The 25,246-nt window shown below is 64.3% G+C and carries 22 protein-coding genes; 20 read left to right on the top strand and 2 right to left on the bottom strand.

The genetic code is table 11. From position 1 onward, the window contains the following. Position 1 precedes the first annotated feature (1 nt). The 8 genes from HYV14_03305 to HYV14_03270 all read left to right on the top strand — a co-directional run bounded on the left by HYV14_03305 (position 2) and on the right by HYV14_03270 (position 8,476). On the top strand, positions 2–1,108 hold the full coding sequence (locus HYV14_03305) for a response regulator (GenBank protein ID MBI2385023.1): 1,107 nt from the start codon (positions 2–4) through the stop codon (positions 1,106–1,108). Positions 1,109–1,186: 78 nt separating this feature from the next. Next, positions 1,187–1,867: a response regulator transcription factor gene (locus HYV14_03300; protein ID MBI2385022.1), complete on the top strand. Its 681-nt coding sequence runs from the start codon at positions 1,187–1,189 to the stop codon at positions 1,865–1,867. A 16-nt stretch (positions 1,868–1,883) separates the two neighbouring features. Beyond that, positions 1,884–2,954, top strand: a complete 1,071-nt coding sequence (locus HYV14_03295) for a DUF2332 family protein (protein ID MBI2385021.1) — start codon at positions 1,884–1,886, stop codon at positions 2,952–2,954. A 56-nt stretch (positions 2,955–3,010) separates the two neighbouring features. Further along, entirely contained in the window at positions 3,011–4,126 is a 1,116-nt protein-coding gene (locus HYV14_03290) for a hypothetical protein (protein ID MBI2385020.1), read from the top strand. After that, entirely contained in the window at positions 4,123–4,617 is a 495-nt protein-coding gene (locus HYV14_03285; protein MBI2385019.1) for a pilus assembly protein, read from the top strand. The genes HYV14_03290 and HYV14_03285 overlap by 4 nt, the downstream gene beginning before the upstream one ends. Positions 4,618–4,682: 65 nt before the next feature. Continuing rightward, positions 4,683–6,311 carry an AAA family ATPase gene (locus HYV14_03280; GenBank protein MBI2385018.1) on the top strand — a complete coding sequence of 543 codons (1,629 nt, stop codon included), beginning with the start codon at positions 4,683–4,685 and terminating at the stop codon, positions 6,309–6,311. A 147-nt stretch (positions 6,312–6,458) separates the two neighbouring features. Then, the gene (locus HYV14_03275) at positions 6,459–7,964 is read left to right on the top strand and encodes a hypothetical protein (protein ID MBI2385017.1); all 1,506 of its coding nucleotides are present in this window, start codon (positions 6,459–6,461) and stop codon (positions 7,962–7,964) included. Continuing rightward, a complete protein-coding gene (locus HYV14_03270; GenBank protein ID MBI2385016.1) occupies positions 7,961–8,476 on the top strand; it encodes a hypothetical protein in 516 nt (171 codons plus the stop codon). Before HYV14_03275 ends, HYV14_03270 begins: the two co-directional genes overlap by 4 nt. Here the strand turns inward: HYV14_03270 and HYV14_03265 are convergent. Then, on the bottom strand, positions 8,466–8,948 hold the full coding sequence (locus tag HYV14_03265) for a hypothetical protein (protein ID MBI2385015.1): 483 nt from the start codon (positions 8,946–8,948) through the stop codon (positions 8,466–8,468). The two genes, HYV14_03270 and HYV14_03265, sit on opposite strands and share 11 nt — an antisense overlap. 2 nt (positions 8,949–8,950) lie before the next feature. Then, on the bottom strand, positions 8,951–9,601 hold the full coding sequence (locus HYV14_03260) for a hypothetical protein (GenBank protein MBI2385014.1): 651 nt from the start codon (positions 9,599–9,601) through the stop codon (positions 8,951–8,953). A 253-nt stretch (positions 9,602–9,854) separates the two neighbouring features. Between HYV14_03260 and HYV14_03255 the strand changes: the two genes are divergently transcribed. From HYV14_03255 to HYV14_03200, 12 genes are all read left to right on the top strand, one after another. Continuing rightward, complete coding sequence (locus tag HYV14_03255) at positions 9,855–11,825, top strand: protein kinase (protein MBI2385013.1); 1,971 nt, start codon at positions 9,855–9,857, stop codon at positions 11,823–11,825. Positions 11,826–11,979: 154 nt separating this feature from the next. After that, positions 11,980–12,987, top strand: a complete 1,008-nt coding sequence (locus HYV14_03250; GenBank protein MBI2385012.1) for a hypothetical protein — start codon at positions 11,980–11,982, stop codon at positions 12,985–12,987. A 39-nt stretch (positions 12,988–13,026) separates the two neighbouring features. Next, a complete protein-coding gene (locus HYV14_03245; GenBank protein MBI2385011.1) occupies positions 13,027–14,553 on the top strand; it encodes a hypothetical protein in 1,527 nt (508 codons plus the stop codon). A gap of 190 nt (positions 14,554–14,743) precedes the next feature. Beyond that, complete coding sequence (locus HYV14_03240) at positions 14,744–15,925, top strand: ankyrin repeat domain-containing protein (GenBank protein ID MBI2385010.1); 1,182 nt, start codon at positions 14,744–14,746, stop codon at positions 15,923–15,925. A 64-nt stretch (positions 15,926–15,989) separates the two neighbouring features. Then, positions 15,990–17,681: a tetratricopeptide repeat protein gene (locus tag HYV14_03235; protein MBI2385009.1), complete on the top strand. Its 1,692-nt coding sequence runs from the start codon at positions 15,990–15,992 to the stop codon at positions 17,679–17,681. Further along, positions 17,678–18,028, top strand: a complete 351-nt coding sequence (locus tag HYV14_03230) for a hypothetical protein (protein ID MBI2385008.1) — start codon at positions 17,678–17,680, stop codon at positions 18,026–18,028. The genes HYV14_03235 and HYV14_03230 overlap by 4 nt, the downstream gene beginning before the upstream one ends. Before the next feature lie 38 nt (positions 18,029–18,066). After that, on the top strand, positions 18,067–18,495 hold the full coding sequence (locus tag HYV14_03225) for a hypothetical protein (protein MBI2385007.1): 429 nt from the start codon (positions 18,067–18,069) through the stop codon (positions 18,493–18,495). Positions 18,496–18,670: 175 nt separating this feature from the next. Continuing rightward, positions 18,671–18,832 (top strand): hypothetical protein, encoded by a 162-nt coding sequence (locus HYV14_03220; protein ID MBI2385006.1) that lies wholly within the window; start codon positions 18,671–18,673, stop codon positions 18,830–18,832. 565 nt (positions 18,833–19,397) lie between these two features. Then, positions 19,398–19,892 (top strand): hypothetical protein, encoded by a 495-nt coding sequence (locus tag HYV14_03215; GenBank protein ID MBI2385005.1) that lies wholly within the window; start codon positions 19,398–19,400, stop codon positions 19,890–19,892. Positions 19,893–20,235: 343 nt separating this feature from the next. Next, entirely contained in the window at positions 20,236–21,744 is a 1,509-nt protein-coding gene (locus HYV14_03210; protein ID MBI2385004.1) for a hypothetical protein, read from the top strand. Between the two features lie 19 nt (positions 21,745–21,763). Next, the gene (locus HYV14_03205; GenBank protein ID MBI2385003.1) at positions 21,764–23,341 is read left to right on the top strand and encodes a hypothetical protein; all 1,578 of its coding nucleotides are present in this window, start codon (positions 21,764–21,766) and stop codon (positions 23,339–23,341) included. Between the two features lie 93 nt (positions 23,342–23,434). Continuing rightward, positions 23,435–25,231 carry a hypothetical protein gene (locus HYV14_03200; protein MBI2385002.1) on the top strand — a complete coding sequence of 599 codons (1,797 nt, stop codon included), beginning with the start codon at positions 23,435–23,437 and terminating at the stop codon, positions 25,229–25,231. Positions 25,232–25,246 lie beyond the last annotated feature (15 nt).

The following is a 25,246-nucleotide window of genomic DNA, read 5'->3' as shown; positions in this document are numbered from 1 at the left end:
TATGAAAGGCAAGATCTTGATCGTCGACGACGACGCGAACATGCGCGAGAGCGTCAACGACAACCTGGAGGTCGAGGGCTACGAGACCGCCCAGGCCTCGAGCGCCGCGGAGGCCGTCGCCCAGGTCAAGAAGACCCAGTTCGACGTCATCCTGATGGACTACAACCTGACGGACGGCACCGGCATCGACGCGATCCAGAAGATCCGCGCCCTCAACTCCGAGAGCCAGATCCTGATGATCACGGCTCACGCCAACCTCGACACGGCGCTCAAGGCGATCCAGGAGTCCGTCGACGATTTCCTCACCAAGCCCGTCAACTTCGACCACCTCAAGCGGGCGATCGCCAAGTCGCTCGAGAAGATGCGCCTCAAGCAGGAGTTGAAGAGCGCCAACGACAAGAACCTCCGCCTGTCGGCGATGAAGTCGAAGTTCATGTCGATGGCCTCGCACGACCTCTCGAACTCCCTGATGACCCTTCAGGTCAGCTTCGAGATGCTCGCGCAGTCGATCAAGCCCGACGACGAGCAGGTCAAGAAGATGCGCTACATCTCCAACGGCATCGGCCAGATCTCCCGCCTCATCGAGGACCTCGTGGACTGGGCCTCCATCGAGCAGGGCAAGTTCCGCCTCGAGACGAACCTCTTCGACGCCGGCTCGCTCGTCGAGGAGACCGCGGTCGGTCCCGCGGCGCGCGCCTCCGTGCGCGGCCTGACCCTCAAGACCGAGCTCCAGCCGGGCCTGCCGACGATCGCCGCGGACAAGAAGCGCCTGTCCCAGGTCCTCAACAACCTTCTCGAGAACGCGATCCGCCACACGCCGAAGGGCGGCGCGGTGACCATGAGCGCCGAGAAGGCCGTGGACAACGCCGTCGAGGTCGTGCGCTTCGCGGTGCGCGACACCGGCGACGGGATCGCGCCCGAGGAGGTCGGCAAGCTGTTCCAGAGCTTCTACCAGGGCGAGAGCGTGTCCGGCGGGGGGCGGCTGGGCCTCGGCTTGTCGATCTCCCGGGAGATCGTCGACAGCCACGGCGGCCGCATCTGGGTCGAGAGCGCCGGCCTGGGCAAGGGCGCCGCGTTCCTGTTCACCGTGCCGGTCAAGAAGGCCTGAGACTCCCCGGGCTTGACCTTTTTGTGAAATCCGTCCATAATTTTCTGCTAAACTAGGCCAACTGTCAGGAGGATCGAAATGGCTTCGAAGGCTGCCCCGAAGAAACGCGTGAAGGTGCTGATCGCCGACGACCAAACTCTTTTCCGTGAAGGCATCAAGGATCTGCTCGAGAACGAGAAGATCATCGAGGTGGTCGGCGAGGCCGCCGACGGCCAGGAAGCCGTCCGCTTGGCGCGCAAGCTCAAGCCCGACGTGATCCTGATGGACATCAAGCTCCCGCACCTCGACGGCGTCGCCGCGACGCGGCTGATCCGCAAGGAATGCCCCAACACGAACGTCCTCATCCTTTCCTCCTACGAGGACGAGGCCCACGTGATGGAGTCGATCCAGGCCGGCGCCAACGGCTACCTCTCGAAGATGCTCCCCGCCGCCGAGCTCGTCAACGCCCTCAAGGCCTTCGCCAACGACGGCGTGATGATCCCGCAGCAGGTGATGGGCAAGCTCCTCCAGGGCCTGCGCCAGATGGCCAGCGGCGACGGCAACTCGCCGGTCGCGCTGACGAAGACCGAGATCCGCGTGCTCGTGTTCCTCGGGACCGGCATGTCGAACAAGGAGATCGCGGCCAAGATGGAGTGCTCGGTCAAGACCATCAAGAACCACCTCAACGCCATTTTCCAGAAGCTCGAGGTCAGCAACCGCACCGAGGCCGTCGTCAAGGGCATCGAGATGGGCCTGATCTCGCCCGAAGACCCCAACTGACCCGCCGATACCGACGGTGACGAAAGAGGAGTTCGTCTCCCAGCTGGAGCGCGGCGCCCTTCAGGCCGGGGCGCTGCCGGTCACGTCGGCCATCCTCCGCTGGACCGCCGAGCAGCTCAAGCGCGGCGACCCCGCTTGGTGGAAGCCGATCGCCAAGGCCTGGGAGAAGCGCGCCTTCGTCGCCTGGACCGAGGCCTGGAGCCTGTACCTCACCTGCCTCCACTTCGAGGCGCTGAGCGACGCGGATTGCCCGCTCGTGCCGTACTTCCCGTCGTGCGGGGGGACCGCGGAGGCCGACCCGTCCGTGGCCCTCGCGCGCTTCCTCGCCGCGCCGCCGCCGTCCTTCTTCGAGAACCTGAAGAGCGGCCAGCGGCGCACCTACATCGCGGGCCGCGCGATCCTGTGGACGGCTCCCGCCATGCTGTTCTTCCAGCGGCGCGACCTGCCGTATTATCTCGTCGAGGTCAACGCCGGCGCCGGCGTCAACCTGGCCGCCGACCTGGTCACCCCGGTGCCGACCTTCGATCCGGCCCTCGTCTCCGCGCGCGTCGGCCTCGAGGCCCGGCCCCTCCAGTCCGAGGACATCTCCGACCGCCGCTGGCTGACCGCGGGCATCTGGCCCGACAACCTCCCCGCGATCGCCGAGCTCGACGCGGCGCTCGACAAGATCGCCCTGCGCACCCGCGAGGAGGCCGCCTTCCTCCAGCTCGCCCCCTGCCCGCCCGAGAAGGCCGCGGCCTTCGTCGCCAAGAACATCCCCTCCGACGACCCCGAGGTCGGCCTGCTGATCTTCAACATGGGCACGACCGTGCGCATGTCCGACGCCGATTACGCCGCCTACACGGCGAGCATGGCCGCGATGCTCAAGGGGTGGGGGGAGCGCGCTCTCTGGGTGGAGGTCGAAACCGTGCGCGGCGAGACCTACTCCATGACCACCCAATTGCGGGTGCACCGGATCCTCGGCGGCCAACTGCGCAGCCTGGTGATGGCCAGCGTCGATTACGAGCACGCCACCCACCAGTACAGCGAAGCCGCCGCCGCCTTCCTCGGCCCCGTCGTCCCCGTCCCGCCCTCTCCCGCTAAGTAACCGATTTTTAACCGTTTCGACATTGAATTTCGACCAAAACCGGTCATAATTCATCCATGAGGCCCTGGAAGTCGCGGGCGGGGCAGATCGTCATCCCGGCGATGCTGCTCTTCCCGACTCTTTTTCTTTTCGTCTATCTCATCTACGAGACGGCGAAGCTGTCCCGCGAGAAGATCAAGCATCAGTTCGCGATGGACGCCGCGGCCTTCGTCGAGGCCACGAACTACTCCGACTTCCTGAACCGCACCGCCTACGTCAACGGCGCCTTCCCGATGCGCATCTTCGAGCAGGGCTACGACGACTTCCCGGCCGAGTGCGAAGGCAAGGTCGAGCACTGCGACAAGATCACCTACGCCGAGATCCTCTACCAGAACGGCATCTTCCCGCGCAGCCGCAGCGGCAAGAAGGAGTTCAAGAACGAGGACGTCTGGGACATCGAGTACGGCGGCAAGGGCGTCGGCAAGAACTCGACGAACCCGCAGATCGACGACCCCGTCGTGCTCTTCTCGCTCGACAACGCCAACAAGTTCTGGCATCCCTGGGACCTCGCTTCCGAGGTGTACAAGCTCTACGTGCAGGTCTTCTCCCTGCTCGGCTCGGTCGAGGACGCCCAGTGGCAGGTCCTCAAGCGCCTGACCAAGGACTCGAACCACAGCTTCCTCCAGAAGTCCTACTGGCTCAACACCGGCGATCCCGCCGTCTACGGCACGGAGCTCGCGCGCAGCTTCGACGTGGCCCTGGTCAACTTCAAGACCGAGGCGCATTGCGTCAAGAACCTGGTCTACCACGGCAATCGCCACCTGGGCGGCACCGGCATCCAGCAGTACCGCGTCTTCGGCACCGATCCGCCCGAGAAACTTCCGGACGGTCCCGGCACGTCCCCCGAGGGCTGCGGCCCGGGCGGCGGCCTTTTTCAGATCCAGACCGTCGACAAGACCTCGATAGACGCCCTGAGCAAGCCGAACGGATCCGAGTACCCGGGCCTGTCGCTGACGCTCAAGTGGCAGATACCGGGCAAGAACTACTTCAACGTGGACTTCGGCAACATGCCCCAGCATTTCCGGAACTCCGCCCCCGAGCTGCACACGACCGTCTCCGTCGGCGCCAACAACCCGAACGCCAAGGTCTGGCCGGAGCCCACGCCCAAGTTCCAGGTGAGGCAGTTCCCGTGAGACGGCTGGGCCGGCGCGGTCAGGCCACCACCGAGACCGTCCTCCTCTTCCCGATCTTCATGTTCTTCCTGTTCGCCTTCGCGAAGGTCTTCGCCCTCTTGATCCTGATGCAGAAGCTCGAGATCGCCTCCTTCTACGCCGCCCGCCGCTGGCAGCTGGAATCCCACCGCAACGCCATTCACGAGGGCTGGGACGAAGGCACCCTCCGCCCGCACATCCAGGAGAAGGTCCTGACCTACCTCGGCTACGGCACCCCCGCCGCCAAGTTCCTCGACCTCGTCGATTTCTGCCGCCAGACCGCCAACTGCCCGAGCAAGCCCGGCGTCACCGTCCAGCGCACCCAGGTCTGGAACGTCGTGACCGTGACCGCCTGCACGAAGCCGCTGCAGATGCCCTTCTACAAGACCACCGGCTTCGTCGTCTGCTCGACGAAGTACGTGCCCAACCGCGACCGTCCGATCGCCTTCGTCCTCCCCGGCATCAGCCCGTAAGGGAACAATTGCTATGATTCACGGGTCGCAGGGCGACGCGCGTCCGACGCGCCCAAGGAGACCGCATGAACTGGGCTAAATTCAAACTGTGGTGGGAGTTCTACTGGATCCACCTCGTCCTCGCCTTCATCGTCCTCGCCGCCGTCCTCCTCCCTCTCTGGTACCTGACCCGCCTCGAGGAGAGCGTCGCCCGCTACATCATCGGGTTCAACGTGATCTCGCTGCCCTCGAGCATCATCAACTCGCTGATCTTCGTCTTCTTCCTTTACACGTTCCAATACGGCGGCCTGTCCGACATCTCCAAGAAGAAGGTCGACCCGACCAAGATCAACGTCAAGTTCAGCGACGTCGTCGGCCTGGCCGAGCCCAAGCGCGAGGCCTGGGAGATCGTCCAGCTCATCAAGGACCGCGCCCTCCTGCGCAAGGTCGGCGGCAAGATCATCCGCGGCATGGTCCTCGCGGGCCCTCCCGGCTGCGGCAAGACCTTGCTCGCCAAGGCCATCGCGACCGAGGCCGGCGTGCCGTTCCTGACCACCTCCGCCTCCGAGTTCATCGAGATCTTCGTCGGCACCGGCGCGGCCCGCGTGCGCAAGATCTTCCGCCGCGCCCGGCTCTACGCCCAGGCCCACGGCGTCTGCATCCTCTTCATCGACGAGATCGAGGTCATCGGCCAGAAGCGGCGCTTCGGCGGCATGATGGACGGGGGCACGTCCGAGTCCAACAGCACCCTCAATCAATTGCTCGTCGAGATGGACGGCCTCAACGAGACCGACGCCGACGTGGTCGTCATCGCGGCGACGAACGCCAGCCTCGACATCCTCGACGAGGCGCTGGTCCGCCCCGGCCGCCTCGACCGCACGATCCGCGTCGACCTCCCGAACCTCAAGGAGCGCCTCGACATCTTCGAGTACTACTCGAAGAAGCTCAAGTGCGACCCGTCCATCGACCTCGCCCGCCTGGCGCGCAAGACCGTCCGCTACTCGCCCGCCTCGATCGAGAACGTCCTGAAGGAGGCCGCCCTGATCGCGACCCGCGAGCGCCGCGAGCTGATCTCCTACAAGGACTGCGTGGCCGCGCTCGACCGCATCGAGCTCGGCATAGCGCATCGCGTGAGCATGACCGCTAAAGAGCGCGAGATGACCGCCTTCCACGAGGCGGGCCACCTCGTGCAGATGTACCTCGAGCACCCGACCCGCGACGTGTTCAAGGCCTCCATCATCGAGCGCGGCGGCGTGCTGGGCGTCGTGCACTCCGTGCCCCGCGGCGAGATCATCCTCGACGACTCCGCCTCGCTGTACGCCAACATCAAGGTCTCCCTCGGCGGCTACCTGGCCGAGAAGATCAAGTACGGCGTCACGACCGAGGGCGTCGGGTCCGACTTCTCCAACGCGATGCGCCACGCGCACTGGATGGTGTGGTCCATCGGCATGGGCGAGAGCGGCTACGTCGGCAACTACGCGACGATGCCCTGGGAGCACATCTCCGAGGACGTCAAGCGCAGCCTCAACGCGGACACCAACAAGATCCTGCGCAACGCGATGGCGGAGACCGAGAAGACGCTGCGCGCCGAGTGGCACATCGTCGAGCGCTTCGCGGGCGAGCTGCTCAAGCGCGAGGAGCTCGACTACGACGAGATCGTGGACATCTTCAAGGAATACGGCAAGCAGCCGCGTCCCTTGCTCGAGTCCATCTAAAGGAAGGCGTCCTCCGTCCTCACCGTCGGGAACTCGCACCGGTGCGAGTTCCCGACGACTGTTTCCGGAAACAGTCCCCGGTCCTGATTGGAACCATTGATTGGAACCATTGTTGACTTTCGACGGATCCGGGGTTATATTCCGAGCATGCTGGTCGGTGCGAGTCTCCTTGCCGTGTTTCTGGCTTCCGCGCAGGCCCAACCGCCGCTTTCGCCCGTTCTAGCGGCGATCTCCGCCGCTGCTGAGAAACAGCCGCTTCCGGACCTGATCAAGGCATTGGACGCCGACGGCAAGACAAAGGCTCTCGCGCGGCTCGACCGTCTGGACCGTGCCGCGCTCGATCCTTCGGGTTTGGCCGAACTCAGTGAGGCCTACCGATTGCTCGGGAGGACGGATCGGGCCCTGGAAGCGGCCCGCCTCCTGTCGGCGAAGAACGGGGAGGCGGCGGGGGCGACCCAGGAGATATTGGCCCTGGCGCAGTCGGGCGATTACAAGAGTGCCCAAGCCTTCGCGGAGGGCGCCCTCAAGAAACATCCCCGCGATCCCAGCCTGCTGGCGGCGTATCATCAGGTCAAGAACCGCAGGGCGGCGGCTCCGGATTGGACGGGCGCTTCCTCAGAGAGCGCCGCGAGGCCTCATGGGCTTGGAAGTTCTCCTCCCGACACGCGTCCTTTCGTACTTGCGATCAAAGCCGGAAAGAGCGGCACGCCTCCCTCGCCGTTCGATGGCGGGTCCTATCTGGCTCCGGGTGCGGAGCGTCCATCCAGCCTTGCGAAGACCTGGGCGGCGTTCTGGGATTTGGGGTCGTACGCGGTCGACCGCGAGTCGGCGGCCGAAAAACGCCGAATGCGCGAATTGCGGGCCGAACTGGACAAGACCGAGACGGGGAGATCCTTGGTACGCGACCTCGGAGGATGGGAGCGCGTCCAGAAGGACGTCGATATGCGCTTCACCTCCACCTGGGACGACGGGCAAGTCGCCTACGCTCGGCCTCTCATGTCTCCGGATGCTCAGGGGCATCGTTATGCGCTGGTCATCAACAAGAAGATGATGTCCGAGCCGGACAGCTTCGTCGTTCCCGTCGTCGCCCACGAACTGAGCCACATTCGTGATTTTGAGCAGCAGGCCGCTCATCACGGGCTTGCCATCCCGAGTGAATTCGCCGCGCACCGGACCCAAATTCAGGTCTACGAGGAGATGAAGGCGAAGATGACTCCGGAGCAGATATCTCATCTCGGCGACACGCGCCGAGGCCGTTATCAGAACTTCATCGCGATACTCTGGGAGGACCACATCCTGCAGAGGTTCAAAACCCCGCAGGAAATGTCCAAAGCTATCGGCTCCAGCGAGTATGATGTGCGCGCGCGGGCGGTATTCAGGGACCTGCTCTCGGGCGCCGTCGGGCCCGGGGGCCCGCAGCTCGATCATCACCTCAACGGGCAGGGCGACGGGCTCTATCGATTCTTCACCGACGAAAAGGATATCGTCGACTTGGTGAAGGAGCGGCAGGCGGCCGGCGATTATCCGACGGACCAGCAGCGCGCGGACACGCAGACGCTGGCCAAGCGCGCCGCTCTGATATCCAGCTCGGACCGGCGCGACGCGGCCTATCGGGCACGGTTCGGGTTCCAGATCAAACAGGGAGACCGATGAAGAAGACCGCCGCGATTGCCGGTGCTGTTTTCGTGTTCATGGCCGCCGTAATCCTCTGGATCGACGCGAATCCCAGGATCGCCGCCGCGCCGTTCGAGCTTAAATCCGGCATCACCATCGATCTCCCTCTCGGGTGGCCCAAGCCCGACGAGGAGTATGGGATAGTCTCGATTTCCGCCGGTCCTGGCGATGGGTATCCGTGGATGCTGTCGCTCCAGGACGCCGGGGCGAAAGCGAAGATGGACGGCGTGATCGAAGAGCTTCGCAAGGGCGACGGGGACCTCGCCGGCGCGATTCGCGAGGTGAAACTGCGAAACGGCATCGTGGCGAAATCCTGGATATTCACTCAATCCATGGTGGAACTAAGCCAGGACAACCGCGTCTATGTTTTTGTTGCGCCCAACGGGCATGTATATTGGGCGATGCTTCCGCTGCCGAAATCGTGGAGAAAGGCGAGGCGCTACGACGCGATCTTTCGCGGTGTCGTGGGGAGCATGCGTTTTAAGTCCTAGGGGACCCGTATTCGCCGCCGTGCTCGAGGTAGGAACGCTCGATCGCCCGCGCGACGCGCACGATGTGGGCCGCTTCCAGCGGGCGCAGCCAGGACAGGATGAGCTGCATCTCCCGGCCCGCCGGAGCCAGCTCCACCGTCGGCTCCTCCGGCGTCTTGTCGGGGACGCCGAGGCGTCTCGGCGGGAAGGCGCGCAGGTCGATGCCCTGCAGGAGCGCCGTGTCCCAGGCCCCGAGGTCCATGTGGGGCGGCTTGCGGTGGAAGAAGACCATCGTGCAGTTGAGGACGGGGCCGTCCGGGATAGCCACGTCGTCGATCTTCTCGAAGCTCAGGAAAGTCGTCTGCTCCAGGGCGCCCTTCATCTCCTCGATGATCTTGATGGAGTTCTCGAGGTAGCCGGGGCCGAAGAAGACCACGGCGCCCTGCGTCATCATCAGGTCGCCGACGTGCGGGGGGAGCTCCTTCGCGGCCATCGTCAGGCCTTCTTGGCGGGGGCCTTCTGCTGCTTCTTCAGCCAGTCCTTCAGCCAGAACTTCATCTCAGCGTCGAAGGTTTTCTTCACTTCCGGAGAATTGATGTCGAGGTCGGTTTTGACGCCGGAGCCGCGGACAATTTTCCCGTTCTCGTCGAATTTTGACTGGGAAAGAACGACCTTTTCGAGCTTCCCATTGAGATCGATCCGGAAATAACGCGTCTGTTTGTCGAGCCCGGATCGTTTGATTCTGACGATGTACGCGCACGTTGCGCGTTTCTCAGCAGCTTCTGGATTTGCGCTCGCCGTATTGTCATAAATCACATAGCACGCGCGTGTCTCAACGTCATTGTCGCTTTGCCCCATCACAACTTCATGCTTCTTCATCGGCATCGCGTTTGGAAGTCCGATGACTGCGGCGAGGACGCTGCTAACATTGCTTTCGACGCCGTTCTGGAGCGTGATATCGATGAGCTTTGCAACCCCGGTCTTGGTGTCTTTGACGGAGTCCTTAAGATCTGACTTGTTGGAAGATTTGTCTTTGTTAACGGACGTTAAACTCTTGGGTTGGGCATTGACAAGGCTCGGCAGGGCCGTAATACTTAGCGCTAGAACGACAGCGGACTTTCTGAAATTCTCGCGGATGGTTCTCATAAAAATAATGGCCTTAGTCTATTGTAACACGTCTCCCTCCGTCGTCAAGACCTGCAAAAGTCAGCAGTTCCGTCGAGCCTTTTACGTCGGACTCTTGTTTTTGGCGGGTCGCGGTGTTTGCTCTGAGGTGCTGCCGAAATCTCCCGCCGTACCTGCGATACGCGTTGACAATGAAGATGCTGAAACGGCTGCGTATACCGCGAATAACGATAACGTAGGAATACTCCAGAATGGCGCGGTCGCATTGGCGGCGTTGAACGAGAAAAAACAGCGGAATCCCGCCGACCCGGCAGTCGCCGCCGAAATCAAGGCGATCGATGATAGAAAGATCGCGATCGTTCAAGCCGCCGACCAATCGGCGACGAAATTCCCGAACAGCGACCGCATCCAGCGCGCCGCCGGCGCCGTGGCCATACAGGCGGGCGACTACAAGAAGGGCCTCGCCTACGCGGACCGCGCGGTGACCCTCGCCGAGGCGAACCCCGGCGACGGCAAGGCGCTGGCCGCCGCCCTGCGCACGCGCGCGACCGGGTCCCTGTGGTCCGGGGATTATCCCAAGGCGGCCGCGGACGCGCAGCGCGTGCTGAAGGTCTTCCCCGACGACAAGGCCGCGCGCTCCATCTACGAGATGTCGAAGGGCCGCGCCAAGAACGCGGTGGTCGGGATCGCGACGACGCAGAGCCGCCCGATGGCGAACGCGCTCGTCGAGAGCTCCCTGCTCGACGACCCGCGTCTTAAGGAAGCGGGCCGGCGCGCGGGAGACCGGGCCGCCGCGATCAAGCGCACCGAGACCGCGATGCGCTTCATCAGCGCCGGCGACGGGACGCGCGCCTTGGCGGCGGCGAACGCCGCCGTCGAGGCGGACCCCGCCCTGGCCGACGGCTACATGATCCGCGGCCTGGCCTACACCATCCTGAAGGAGTTCGCCGCCGCCCTGCGCGAGTTCACCAAGGCCATCGACCTGTGGTCGGCGCAGGGCAAGACGGAGAACCTGCCCGTCGCCTACGGCCGCCGCGCCGAGGCCGGCAACGGGGCGAAGGACTACCCCAACGCCCTGCGCGACGCGGAGAAGGCCGTGCAGGCCGACGCCGGCCTGGGCCTCGCCTACTTCGAGCGAGCGCGCGCGCTGGAGGGCCTGGGCGAGAAGGGGGAGCGCATACTCGCGGACTTCAAGCGCGCCGCGGAGCTCACCCCCGAATACGCGGCCGACTACGCCGCCGCGCGCACGCGCCTGTCGGCCGAGGCCCCCGCGGCGGCGCCGTCGCGCCCGTCGCGCGGCTGGCTGCGCGCCGTGCTGGTCGGCTCCTCGTCGCTCGCCGTGTTCCTGATATTCCTGTATTGGCGTATGTCGCGCCGCGCCCGGCCGGAGGAGCGCATCGGCTTCACCGCCGAGCGCAAGGAGCTCGACTCGCAGTACGACATCACCGCCCCTCTCGGCGAGGGCGGCATGGGCATGGTCTATAAAGGTTGGGACAAGGTCCTCAAGCGCCCGGTCGCCATCAAGAAGCTCCGTACCGAGCTCCAGGCCAGCCCCCGGGAGCGGGAGCGCTTCTTGAAGGAAGCCGAGATGGTGGCGTCCCTCCATCACCCCCACATCGTCGACATCTACACCATCATCCGCCACGCCGAGGACACCTATCTCGTCTTCGAGTACGTCTCGGGGATGACCTTGCACGAGCTGCTCAACGAGAGCTCCGGGCGGCGGCTTCCGCCCGCTCGCGCCCTGGAGGTCCTGCGGCAGGTCGCCGAGGCCGTCGACCATGCCCACTCGCGCCACGTCATCCACCGGGACATGAAGCCCTCGAACGTGATGATGGCCGACGGGGGCTGGGTCAAGGTGATGGACTTCGGCATCGCCCGGCAGGTGCTGGACTCCCTGCTGACCACGACCAAGACCATCGTCGGCACGCCGGTGTACATGTCGCCGGAGCAGGCCATGGGCGTGGTGGTCAAGGAATCCGACGTGTTCGCCCTGGGAGTCACTTTATACGAGCTTTTGACCGGCGCCGTGCCCTTCAAGGGCCCCGGCGAGATGAGCGACAAGATGGAGGGGCGGTTCACGCCTCCCTCGGCCTTGGTCCCGGAGCTGGGCCAGGCGATCGACGCGGTCCTGCGCAAGGCCTTGGATCCCCGCCCCGAGGACCGCTATCGCCGCTGCGGCGATCTTTACCAGGCCGCGGTGAGCGCTTTGAACGGCCAGGTGACTCCCGCGGGACCTCGGTAAAAACTCGGTAAAGAGGACCCCTTTCCTTGACAAAAATTCCGGGGGGGGCTACACTCGAATCAGTCATATGAGCGTTACTTTGAGTCCCATCGCGCCGCGATATGCGGTTTCTGATGCGGATGACCCGTTTAAAAAGTACTGGTGGGCGATCCTCATGGGGATCGTTTTCACCGCCCTTTGGCTTTTGACGCCCATGCTGGGCGAGAAATCCGTGGGTTCGACCGCGATCGACACGGCCAAGCCCAAGGTCGAGGAGAACGTCGAGCAAAGCCTGGCGTCCGACTCGGGCGACGGCATCAATCTGTCGATGGAAGGCACGGGGCACAAGAGGAAGGAGGACGGCGTGCTCGGCTCGTCGCTGTACCAGCCTCCTCCCGAGGAGGCGGTTTCCGCGGCGGCGGCGGGCTCGGCGGTCCTCGGCTCCGCGTCCGGATCGGCGTCGGGAGGCACCTTGGCGGGCGCGCTCAAGAAGGTGAGCGAAGGCTCCGGCGGCTGGGGCGAAAAGGCGCAAAAAGGCTTCAACCTGCCGAAGCTCGCGGGCGGGTCCCTGTCGGGCATGGGCGCGGCGAGCGGGGGCCGGGCCGGCTCCGCGTCGGGCTCGAGCGCGTTCGGCTCGAGCAACGCCAGCATCGGTTTCGCCGGGACCAAGGGCCTGTCCGGGAACGTCGACGTCGAATCCGGCCCCGCCTCCAAGGGGCTGGCCGCCCTCAAGGCCGCCTCCACGCAGGCGCAGCTGGCCGCGGGGAAGAAGAGCCTCGACGACTCGCGCGGCGCGATGAGCGGGGTGTTCGACGGCGCCAAGGGCGGCAGCAAGATCGGCGGCGGCGCCAGCGCCATGGGCGCGGCGTACGCGGCGCTCGACGCCGCTCCCGCCAACTTGAAGGAAGCGGACCCGAAGCTCAACGAGAAGAAGATCGAGCCGCCCTCCGGGGCCGACGTGGCCCAGAGCGACATGGGCGACAGCGAGATCGCCAAGCAGATCGCGATGCAGATGGCGGGCGCCGTCCTCGGCGCGGTGATCGGCGGGCCGGTCGGCCCCATCGTCACCCAGGTGATCATGCAGGCCGTCCAGCGGCAGGCGGACCAGGAAGCGAAGGTCCGCGAGTTGGAAGAGAAGCAGCAGCTGGAGCAAGCCAAGCGCAGGATGGGAGCTCGGACCTAGACGTGCTGGATTTAGCTTAGACGCACCGGAGGAGTTTTTATGGACCCGAAGACCCAGATGCCCGACATCAAGGCCGAAGTCCTCAAGACCGACGACGGCAAGAAGAAAGGAGCCGGTCTTCTCGGCCTTTTCGGAGGCGGCGGCAGCGGCGCCGCCGGAGGTCTGGGCGGCCTGGGCGCGGGCGCGGCGGGCGGAGGCGGCCTGCTCGCCACGAAGGCGGGGATGCTCGCGCTGGTCCTGATGGGCTCGGCGGTGGCCGGCGGCATCGGCCTGGCCGGCTACAAGATGTTCGGCCCCGGCGACGCGGACAGGACCGGAGGGAATCTTTCGCTGTTCGCGCCGAAGCCCCAGCAGTCCTCGTCCGACGGCGTCGCGCCGGTCAACGCGGACGGCTCCTCGGCCTCGCTGAGCATGATGGCGCAGGCCGCGGCCAAGGACAAGGAGCCCGAGGTGTCCGACTCGGCGTCCGCGGCGGCCCCGACCGGCGCCGCCGCCGGCGATCCGGCCAAGGACGCCGCGGCGGCGGACGCCGCGCGGCGCGAGGCCGAAGCCCGGGCCGCCGGCGGAGGCGCCCTCAATTCCGGCGGCGGAGCGGGAGCGGTCGGCTCGATGGGACGCGGCCTCGCCAACGTGAAGAAGCTCGGCGCGCTGTCGGGCGCCTCGAGCGGCGGGGCGTCGACCACGGCGGGCTCCGGCACGGTCGGACGTCTCGGCGACAATCTCGCGAACGCGTCGCGCAACGGCGCGTCCAGCGGCTTCTCGAAGGGCGGTCCCGGGGCCAAGGCCTCCAGCGCGCGCGGCGTGGCCGCGCGCGGCGGACGCGGCGCCCGTGCCCAGGCGCGCAACGTCATGGGAGACCAGGCGAACGGCCGCGCCGGCTCGAGCTTCGCGGCCGGCAGGACCTACGACGGCTCGGCGACGCAGAGCGGCGGCGCGATCGGGCCCGACGGCGGGGCGATCGGCATGGGCGGAGTCGGCGACGGCGCGGCCGCCCAGCCGAAGTCCCTCGCGGCGAACTCGGCGAAGAACGTCAACGAGCAGGAGCCGCCCATCCCCCCGGGTAAGCACATGGTCACGCCCTGGGAAAAGGCGCTCAACAACGCGATGATGGCGGTGGCTCTCGCCGGCATGCTGATGATGGCGGCCAACATGCTGCTGAAGGATCTCGATCCCGTGACGAAACCCGGCACTTTGACGATCGCCAAGGTTCTTTTGGGCTTGGCTATTGCGGCATCGGCCGTGGCGCTGTTCTTCGCCGGCCAGGCGACGTTCGGGCCGGGCGGCCAGAAAACACAGGGCGGTCTGATCATGTTGGCGGCGACCGCCGCAGGCGGTTTGGCGACGTACCTCATGAGTCAGATATGGGGAGATCCGACGAAGGACTCCCTCGCCAAGGCGATGACCGACTCCTCAACGATTGTTAAAGTCATCGGAGGCGGCGCGGCAGTCGCCCTCATCGGTGCGATGATGATTCCCAAGAAATCGATGGACGAGTCGGAGGCGAAGGAAAAAGGCTATCCGACGAGCTACTACGCCCCGGCTCAGCAGCAGAATTATCGGGTGTAGTCGGCGTCGTTGATGGTGCCGTAATCGCGATCGGTCGCAGTCTGACCGGTCGCGATTTCTTTGTATCATCCGATTTGTGAGAATGGCATGTAAGACCCTTTTGTGCGGGCAGATATTCGCCAGCGTCCTTAGCGGGTGTGTCACCGAGCCCGCCCTTTACGGAGCCGCTCGCTGGGGGAACATCCCGAAAATGGAGCGCGAGTTGGCGAAAGGCGTCAGCATCGAGCAGCCGCATCAATCAAACCATTACACACCGCTCATGATCGCGGCGATGGCCGGCCACACCGCCGCTGTCAAATATCTGCTGGATCGCGGGGCGAACATCAACGCGCAGCATGCGGGCGGGGGGGGTACCGCGCTTCATAGCGCGGTCATCAGTCGCAATCCAGAGGTAGTTCGGTTGTTGGTTATGCGCGGCGCGGATGCGATGATTCAGAATGCCAACGGAGCGACGGCCTTGGATAACGCGCGCGATTGGAAGAGCGAAACTATTCCCATGCCTCCTTCGATCATCACCATACTCGAGAAGGCGAGCGCGACTGGAATGGCCACCGCAGTGTCGTCTGCCGTTCGGCCGCTGGATTCAGCTTTCGTAAAATCATCTTTGCAGCCGACCTTTTCCGCAGGTGAAAGTCTCGATGATTACGCCGTCGTCGTAGGCATCGAGAATTACCCCGACCTTCCCGCCGCGACCTACGCCGAACGGGACTCGGCCGCGGTCAAGAGCTTCATCCGCGCCCTGGGCGTGCCCGAGAGGAACATCGTGCTCCTGACAGGGGGCCGCGCGACGAAGACCGGGATGGAGAAGACCATCGAGGCCTGGCTGCCGAACAACGTCTCCGAGAAGTCCCGCGTCTACGTCTACTACTCGGGCCACGGCGCGCCGGACACGAAGACCGGCGACGCCTACCTTGTGCCCTCCGACGGCGATCCGCAGTACCTGGCGCAGACCGGCTACCCGCTCAAGCGGCTCTACGCCAAGCTCGGCGAGCTGAAGGCCAGGAGCGTGCTCGTAGCACTCGACTCGTGTTTTTCGGGCGCAGGCGGCCGGTCGGTGCTGGCGAAGGGAACCCGCCCGTTGGTCGGGAAGGTGGACCTCTCGGTCCAGGCCCAGGGCAAGGTCTCGGTCATCGCGGCCTCGGCCGGCGACCAGATCTCGGGGGCCAATGACGAGGCGGGCTACGGGTTGTTCACCTACAACCTCCTGCAGGGCTTGAACGGCGCCGCCAAGGACGCCCAGGGTCGGGTGACGCTCCAGTCGCTGTACGGCTATCTCAAGCCCCGCGTGCAGGACGACGCGCGCCGCGGCAATCGCGAGCAGACGCCGCAGCTCCAGGCCGTCGGCGAAGACTTTGTCCTGCGCGCCAAGTAAAAATATCGATAGAACGCAGATGCAGGCCCTTGACGGGGAGTCTGGACGGGTTTACGCTATTCCCATGAGGTGCAATGTCCTCAGCCTCCTCATCGTAGCGCTCCTCGCAACCTCTAGCCTCGCCCAAGACGAGATTCCTCCGACTGGACAGCGAATCGCTCAGGCGGTCGAGCAAGAAACGAAAAGGCCCGCTTCGCAACTCATCCGTCTCGACCAATCCTTAACGCAGACCCAAGAGGATAGGAAGCAGGACCGCATCGATGAGAAGCGCTACCAAGAATTCCTGACGAAATTCCGGACGGACCTCGACGCGGCGATGGCCGGAGTTAAACCGACTCCGGCGAACACCGTTCTGCATGCGCGCATCCTATCCCGCCTCGGTGATACGGAACAAGCCCTGGCGGCTTTGGGGCCGACGCTTGCGCATGACCTTGCCAATCCCGCGGTGCGTGTGGCCTTGGGCCAGGTGCGCTACGATCAGAAGGATTACCCCGCCGCCCTCGCCGAAGCGAACGCGATCCTCGCGCGTGATCCCGAGAACAAGGACGCTCTCGCCCTCAAGCATTCCAGCGGGGGCCGCATCGGGCCGGGAGCCGCGGCCCCGAGCGCGGGTGTGCAAGGAATCGGAACTGCCGCCGTCGCGGAGCAGTTTCGCGCGCCGCGCGCGAAGGATTCCCCGAAGGTTCAGGCCCTGGTGCCGAGGATTCGTGAAGCGCGCGACAGCGGCGACCTGCGTACGGCTATGACCTTGGCGCAGGAGCTTATGAGGGTGGAGCCCTCTTCGGAATACGCTCAGGAAATCTACCGGATCGTGACGAAGGACTACGCGCGTTGGCAACGTGTCCAGAAGACCGTCGGCTATATCAACAGCGCCAAAACGGCTTTGAGCGCGGGCCGCGGCGACGAGGCCTTGGATTGGGCGCAAAAGGCCGTTCAGACGGACCCCGCCCCGGAAGTCATGAAGTTCGCGGAAGAAGTGCGGCAGATCGTCGATGACGGGAAGGTCGAGGCGGTGCCGCAAAAACGAAAGGAGCCCGAGCCGGGGAGCGGCGGAATCCCCTTGTGGCCGATGTTCCCCGTCTTCGGGCTCGGCGCGGCGTCTTACGCGGTAGCCAAGAGCCGTAAGACGGTCGAGTCCGAGGACGGCTTCAACGAAGACGACCGCCCGCAGCCGGGCGAGCTCCAGCGCTTCGTGGTGGGCTCGATTCTGGCCGGCCTCGCGGGAGCTGGATTGTATTTGGGCGGGGCCATGGTGGTCAGCGCCGGAGCGCCGCTTGCGGCGCGGTTTATGTCCGGCCCCGGGCAACAGGCGATGCGGCTCGCGCGGTCTGAAGCTGGCGCAATCAACCCCCGCTCGATTCAAGGTGTCGAGGGGGCGGCTCTCCAGGAGAAAGTCGCGGCCGAGGAAGCTGCGGAGATCGTCCGGCAAGTCGTCATCAAGAAAGGTGAGATTCTTAACCGCGTGTGGCATTCTGAATGGACAAAAGGTTCTAAACTTTCTGGCCCCGAGGGATACAGCTACTGCCGCGGCGCGTGTCTGCCGATCAACGCGAGCAGTGCAATTGAAGGGCGAGGACTGAACGTGGGAGTAATAAATAATGCCCGATCCGGCGCGCTCTATCGCGTCACTGACGACGTTGTCGTGACCATCCGTCGATCCATCGGCGGCTACAATGAGGAAATTCTTCTTCGCGGTCCGGAAGACGTCAAGAAGCTGCAACTAATTAGCGCCTCCGTTTCCTCAATTCCTCCATGACCATGAAAAATAAACTTCCAATTAAAGAAATTCAGATTCAGGGCGTATTGACGGGCAATTGGCCGCCAGAGGCGCGAGAGTTCGCCGCTGATCCCAAAATCCATCTCTCGATCAAACGGATTGATATTGCTGTGCACCTCAAGCAACACCCCCAGGCTGCACATGACTATTTGAAGCGATGGGAAATGCCTTGCGCTGCGGACATCCCTGCAATTTGGAGAGAGAAAGAAGGATATCGTGTCGCATGGATGGCATGGGATGGAAAGGCATTCGATGTCCAGAAGTTCTCGAACTTGATCGATGCGGTTGTCGAGCATGTCTCGATGCACAATGGAATCATGGATTGATGCAGGGCAGTCGAGGTCAGCGCGATGAGTCGGCAGCCATGAATAAGACTGAAGACGATGCTGCCGGCGACCGTGGTTCCTGCGAGTCATGTTGCGCCATTTTCCCATACCGATTGATCCATAGCGGCTTCAATGGCTCTGCGTTCGCGTATTGCGATCTGTGTGGGATGTTGGCATTGCTGAGTCATTCCGAAGTACCGCGCGACTTGAAAAAGAACGAGTATGGACCTGTGACGGACGACATGGAAGGCCGGTTGGCTCCCTGCCGTTGCGGCGGCAAGTTCCGCGCAAGTGCTTCTCCGCGTTGCCCGGATTGCTCGAAAGAGTTGTCGCCTGAGCGAGCCGCCGAATGGATCGAAAGGAACGCGCCCGGTACTGCAAAAGGGTGGCGCTGGCAGAGATCTTGGCAGGGAACCTACGCCCTTCTAATTGATGAGAAACTGGTTTGCGACAACTGGCAAGAATGATAGCCGCGTTTTTTTGAGAGACTTTTCGAGGGGAGGGGGACTGCCTCAAAGTGGCCGCTTCGCTTGAGTCCCTTGAGGAGCATTTGAGCGCGGCTGAGAAGATTCGCCTCAAACTCGCGCGTAAAAGAGCCGTGAAGCGCTCGATCTAACGTTCCTTGCGTCTTTAAGGGGTCGCTTGCGCGGTCGCGGCGCTGAAAAAGGCAGAATCTACGAGTGGGATTCGCAGCATGGGGAACTGGAAGTGTACGACCGTCGAGGCCGGCACATCGGAGTTCGCGATCCGAATACTGGGACATGGATTAAATCCGCAGTCCCTGGGAGAACTATAGAACCTTGAATCCCGCGAATAAACACTGCTGCCCCATGATGGGGGCGCGGATCGAAGATGAAGATCATGTCGTCATCTTCAGCGAGAAGTTTATGGAATATAAAATTCCCGTGAGGGACGGCGGAACGAGCGGAATCGTTATGCGCTATTGTCCTTGGTGCGGCAAGAAACTTCCTGAATCGGCTCGTTAAGACCCGCAACCATGTCAATAGGAACACGCCCGCTGGTCGGCAAGGTGGACAAGGCGGTCTAGGCCCAAGGCAAGGTCTCGGTCATCTCGGCCTCGGCCGGCGACCAGATCTCGGGCGCAGCTTCAAGGCGGCGGCGAAGACTTCATCCTGCGCGCCAAGTAGCCGGAGCAGGGCGGTTATTGGACAAAATTGCCTCCGGCAGGGGCGCTCCAGTCAAAGATTGACAGCGCACTTAATCCTATCTGGGGCAATACGGCGTAGAAAATCGTCGTGATCAAGGCTCCCCAAGGGACCAGGATTTTTGAAGGCATCGCCGCCGCGCAGGGCGGCTTGGTCGGAGGGGGCAGTCAGGTGTATTTGGAGCACGGCACAGTACAATTATCATGGATTATTCATTGAACGAATGTCCTTGGGAGCCGATTCATGGATTCCATAGCCCAAGTGAATTCCAAAAATTTGAAAAGTGGATAACTGGACAAATTCAAGAGAGGCAGGCCGAAGAGTTGCCTGTAGAGGTTGAATTCCAAGGCAACTATGGCCCCCAACGATGGTTCAAGCACGTTTCCTCGGGGCAAATCTGGTACCTAGCTCCTCCCGATGCCCCATTCTATGGTGTATTTGAACCGTTGGTATCCAGGCTGCTCGAACGGCTGTGTTACTTGCTCGGTCAAGCGGGGCAGGAGCGATGGGAAAGCGTAATCAATGAGGCAGCATTCGCTTTGCGTGAACCTGATTTTCCCAAGGGTTACCAAAAAGTTCGGTCTCTTTATCAATCCTTAGTGAAAACTGAAAATGGGTTCGCTGATTTAAAAATAAAAACACCAGCAGACCGGCAGTTGCAGGCGCTCCGGAATAAAATCACCCTCTTATTCAATTGAACGCCACTCGCAGAGGCGATGTTTCCTGGGAGGGGCGTTACTTCGGGCGGAGCAAGGGTGTTCCAAATAATGAACATGCGTTTCCTGGAAAATGCGCCGAAGGAAATCGTCGAGGTCAGCGCGATGAGTCGGCAGCCATGAACAAGGCTGAAAACGAGGCGGCCGGTGACCTTGGTTCCTTCCTGTAAATACGCGTTTTAAGCGTATTTTCCCCCCCAAAGTAAAAATACAGTAACGGGGGGTCATTTCCTTGACAAAAATTTGGGACAGGGCTACACTGCCTCAGGCGCAGAAATGCAGATTTCCGGGCCCGTTTTAGGGTCCCATTCGTATGGAGCTGAGTATGGACACGAAAAAGGATTCTTCGGTCTCCGACGTCCCGACCTTCAAGGTTGCGCGAGTCGGCAGCGACCGCAAGCGCAAGGGCGGCGGGTTCTCCTTCCTTCGCGGCGGCGGCTCGCGCGGCGCCTGGAGCGGCGCGACCGGCGGGTCGGGGGCCGCGGGCGGGGCCGGCGGCGCCCTGGGCATGAATTTCTCGAAGGTGATGCTGACCATCCTCATGACCGCGACGGTCGGCTCGGGCGCGGTTTACCTCGGGGCGCGCAGCGCCGCGAACGTCCGTTCCGGCGGCGACAAGAAGCCGCAGATTTTCTCGGGCAAGGACATCAAGATCGAGGGAGATACGTCCAATCTCCCGTCGAACTCCAATACGATTCCGAACTCGCTGGGCTATCTGACGGGCAGCCGTGACGGCCTGACGCCCGAGGAGCGCGCCAAGAAGGAGGCCGAGGCGGCCGCGGCGGCGGAGGCTCAGCGCCTCGCCGACGAAGAGGCGGCCAAGAAGGCCGAGGCGGAGAATGCGGCGGGCAAAGGCGTGGACCCGAACGCCTTGCTGGCGTCGGCCAAGGCCGACGGCGGCGCCGGCGCCAAGGGCAGCGCCTTCGGCAAGAAGTTCGGCTCGCTCAGCTCGAGCATGGGCGGCGGCTCGTCCCTGTCGGGCGGCGCCGGCCTGTCGGGCGGCGTGAACCGGTCGTTCGGCGGGGCGGGGTCCCTCGGCAAGGGCGCTTCCGCCGGCAAGCTCGCGGCGATGAAGGGCACGGCGCGCCCGTCCTATTCCAAGGCGGGCGGGGCCCGGATGGCCTCGAGCAAGACTAAGGGCTTCGCGCGCAAGCAGCTGGCCAACGCGAACGCCTACTCCCGGCGCGCCTCGTCGGCGGGCAAGGGCGAGACCGCCGCCACCGACGCGGGGACCGCTTTCGACAACAACCCGGGCGCGGGCAACGTGATCAGCGGCCCTGGAGTCGGCAAGGGCAGCGGCTCCTCGACCGGGGCCGACAGCACGCCCAATTCCGTCGACAGCGGCGGCCCCACGGGCAACGCGCCGGAGGGGCCGGTCGACTGCGGCCCCAACAATTACCTGACCGCCGATGGCGGCTGTGCTCCCATCAATACGGGCTCGGGCAAAGACGCGAAGCCGGCGCTGACGATGATGGCGAACATCGCGATGGGCCTTCTTCTGTTGATTGGAATAATCTCGACTATTGTTATGGTCGTGAGGGACACCGTCATCGGGGCCGCCATTGGAGAAGCGATGGCCAGCATCATTCTGGTTTTGGGAGTCATAGTTACCGGCTTGGGTGTCGCTATGATGGCCATGGGCGACTATGTCACGGGCGGCATAGCGACTTTGGTCGGCGGAATTACGTCGTACATGGCTTACACCGCTCCGGAGACGCTGACAATCGGCGAAGGGATGGTGGCCGGGTTCGGCGGCGCGGCGCTCACCATGGTGGGCAAGATGCTCGACGCGGGCAATCATAAAGAAAAGGCGCCGGTCGCCGCGCAGCAATGATTCTGGGAGATCACTAGTCATGGCTAATAACGAGGACGTCAACCAGGCCAATCAAGGGGCGCCGGCGGCGGATATCCCGGACCTCAAGAAGAAGGAGAAGGAGCGCAAGAAGGCGGGCGCGGCCTGGGGCGGAGCCAAGCCCGGCGGCGGCTCGTTCTCCGGCGCCACCGGAGGCACGGTCGCGCGTTCGGCGGCGAGCGCGGCGAGCTCCGCGGGCGGCGCGGCGGGCGCGGCGGCCGGGGCGGCCCAGGCGGCCGGGGCGAGCTGGCTGTCCTCGACGATCGCGGCTTTGACGGCGACGGCCATGGGCAAGATGCTGGTGGCGGCCGGCGTGGCGATCTTCCTGGCGGGCGCGGGCCTGTTCGCCTATTCCCTGTTCAACGGCGCCGGCGCCGACGGCGCCGGCGGCATCGGCGACCTGGGATCGATCGCTTCCTCGATGAAGATCCGCAGCGGCGACGTGGACCGGACGGGCTACGTCGCCAGCAACGGCGAGATCATGTTCGATCCGATCAAGGCGGCCGAAGCCAAGAAGGCGGCGGCGGAGGAGAAGGCGCCCGAGGACAAGACGGCCGGCGAGGCGGTCCCTCCGGACGCGATCGCGGACGCCGCCGGCAAGGGCGGCGATTGGAACCGTCCCGGCCTCGAGCATAACCTGAGCGGCGCGAAGCTCTCGTCGAGCCTCGGCGGCGGCTTCGGCGGGAAGAACATCTTCGCCGGCAACAGCGCGGCGCCGAAGTTCAACGACGCCCTGTCGAAGGCCAACATCAAAGGCGGCGAGAAGGGCCGCCTGTCGGCCTCGCGCAGCTCGCGGACCGGCCGCACGGTCAAGGGCGGCAAGGCCAAGTCGATGAAGGCCAACAAGGCGTTCGGCCAGCTTAAGGTGGCGAAGGGCATGTCGGCCCTCGGCGCCGGAACGAGCGCCACGGAAGGCGCGGCCGCGACGGCCGCCAACGCGTTCGACGGCGGCCAGGGGGCGGGCAACGTGGTGGGCTCGCCCACGGCGCCGACCGGGGCCGTGGATTCTCCGAGCACGCCCAACGGCGCGCCCGACATGACGGCGCCGTCCGTGGACACTCCCACCGGCACCTTGATGGACCCGGACAACGCCCAGGCTCTCTCGGGGATCGCGGCGCTGGCCAAGGCCGCCGGCGAGATGAAGAAGAAAGCGGAGCAGATGATGATGATGGGTCTCGCTTTGATCGCCGCCGGAGCCGCCATCATGGCCATGGCATCCGGCCCGTGGGCTCCCATCGTCATCGCGATCGGCTTGATGATAATCGGCATCGGCGTTATGCTCGTCAGCATGAGCAACATGATGAAAAAGCAGGCCGAGATGATGAAGAACATGGCCGAATCGGCGAGCCAGATGCTCGCGGCGCGCACGAGCGACGTCAAGCAGAACGAGATCAACCAGTACTGCATCGACAAAGCGTACGCCGACGGCACTAATCCCAAGGATTGCAACCCGCCCGACAGCGTGACGGAGAATCGCCAGACCATCGAGAACGACAACTCCGCGGTGGAGCGCCACAAGGACATGGTCAAGGAGACCGGCCGGGTCGAAGGGGTGAACGGCAAGCCGACGGGGCAGTGAGGGCTTGATAAAGTTCGGTAAAAGGACGCGGCTCGCATTGACAGCCTAGAGGGTACGCACTACACTATCGGGGCGTAAGAAAAAGAGAAAAATATGTCAACTTTCCTCGAAAAGAACAAGAAAAAGAGCGCCTTGGCGGCGCTGCTTCTCTTCATCAGGACGCGCAAGACCGTGACCGCGCTGCTCCTTCTGGTGGCCTTGGCCTCGTTCTTGTTCGTCAGCCCGTCCAACTTCATCCTGAGCTTCCCGGGCGGCGCCCGGGTGGCCGCGGGCGTGGCTTGGATCGCGGGGAAGGTGGGCGTGGATACCTCGAAGTGGGGGCTGGCCGGAGGCAAGCGCGATTACGGCGACCTGCTGGCGGCGTTCCGGGCGGCCAAGGACGGCGGCGGGAAGGCCGGCTGGGCGGCGTTCATGCGCGGCGGCGAGGCGGCCGACGCGGCCAAGCTCGCCGCGGGCAGCACCGGCTCGCTCGGCTGGGTCAAAGGCAGCGCCAAGGATCTCGAGGCGTCGGGCGGCAGCGGCGCGAACCTGCCCAAGCCCGGCTCGGTGGAGGGCGTCCTCAATCCCGACGACGCCAAGAACGCCGCCGAGGGCAACGCGGTGGCTTTGAACGAGGACGAAGTGACCGGCGAGCGCGAGGGCCTGGTGAAGAGCGCCTTCGCGGGCGGTTTCGGCAGCGGCTTCGGCAGCGGCTTCGGCTCCGGCTCCGGCTTCGGCAGCGGCGGCACGAGCGTCTCCGGCGGCTCCTCGGCCGGCGGCATGCTGTCCGGCGGCTCGTTCGCGGGCTCCGGCTTCTTCGGCAACGGCAAGGGCGCTGCGAGCGGCAAGCTCGGCGACGTGGTCAAGGGCGGCCTCGAGGGGATCAACTCCCAGCCCGGGAAGGGCGTTCAGATCAAGGGCGGGGCCAAGGGCCAGCTGTCCCAGGCTCGGGCGTCCGCGATCAGCACCCGCACGAACAAGGGCCTGGTCGGCACGCACACGATCAGCGGCCAGCGCGCCTTCGTCCAGCTCGCCGCGGGACGCGGCCGGGCGGCGATCTCGGTGGCGCCCAACTGCACCGCGGGCTCCGGCTGCCCCGGCGAATTCGCGACCACGCAGACCGGCGCGGTGTACGACGGCAACACGATCTCCGGCGACCGCACCGACATCCTGACGGCCCCGCAGATCGACGGCTTCGACACGCCGAACCTGCCCGACACGGGCATGGCCGACGACTACATCCGGGACGCGGAGAAGATGGACGCCGACGCGAAGAAGTGCCGCGAGCTCGACGACCTTTATGGCCCGCAGGAGCGGGAATACGACAAGAAGCAGGAAGCCCTCTCGAACAAGTTCGACTCGATGGGCTGCGGCCAGGGCGGCTGCAGCAAGTCGAAGGCGAAGAAATGCAAGGCCCTGGGCAACGAGATGAAGCAGCTGTGCCGGGACTCGATGACCATTCGCTGCAAACACGTCCACGAGTGTCCGCTGACGGCGAAGAACAACTGCTCCGCCGCGGAGTGCGACGGCCCGGCCCGCAACAAGAAGAAGGTCTACGACACCAACGACGGCGTCCGCAGCACGACGATGGACCAGGGCGAGCAGTCCGCGGAATGCACCTATACGAAGAACAACGTCGTGTCGGCCCGCGAGGCGGCCCGCAACGCCGTCGATTCCTACCGCGGAGCGGACTGCGAGAACCTGTATAAGCAGCAGGATTCGCTCACGGGCCAGATGAAGTACATGGGCACGTGCTCGGGCCGCGAGAACCAGGTCGTCAACACCTGCAAGAACTACGCGAACTCGCTGTGCCAGAACTCGAAGGCGTGCTCGGGCGGCGAGTGCACGGGCAATACGGACGAGTGCGTCATCACGGATCTGAAGGGCATCGAGGAATTCATTTCCAAATAAGCGAAGGACCAGGAG

This window comes from Elusimicrobiota bacterium (assembly GCA_016182905.1).
Taxonomy (GTDB): domain Bacteria; phylum Elusimicrobiota; class Elusimicrobia; order UBA1565; family UBA9628; genus GWA2-66-18.
Note: the sequence above shows the minus strand (reverse complement) of the source record. Positions and strands in the feature narration are given on the sequence as shown.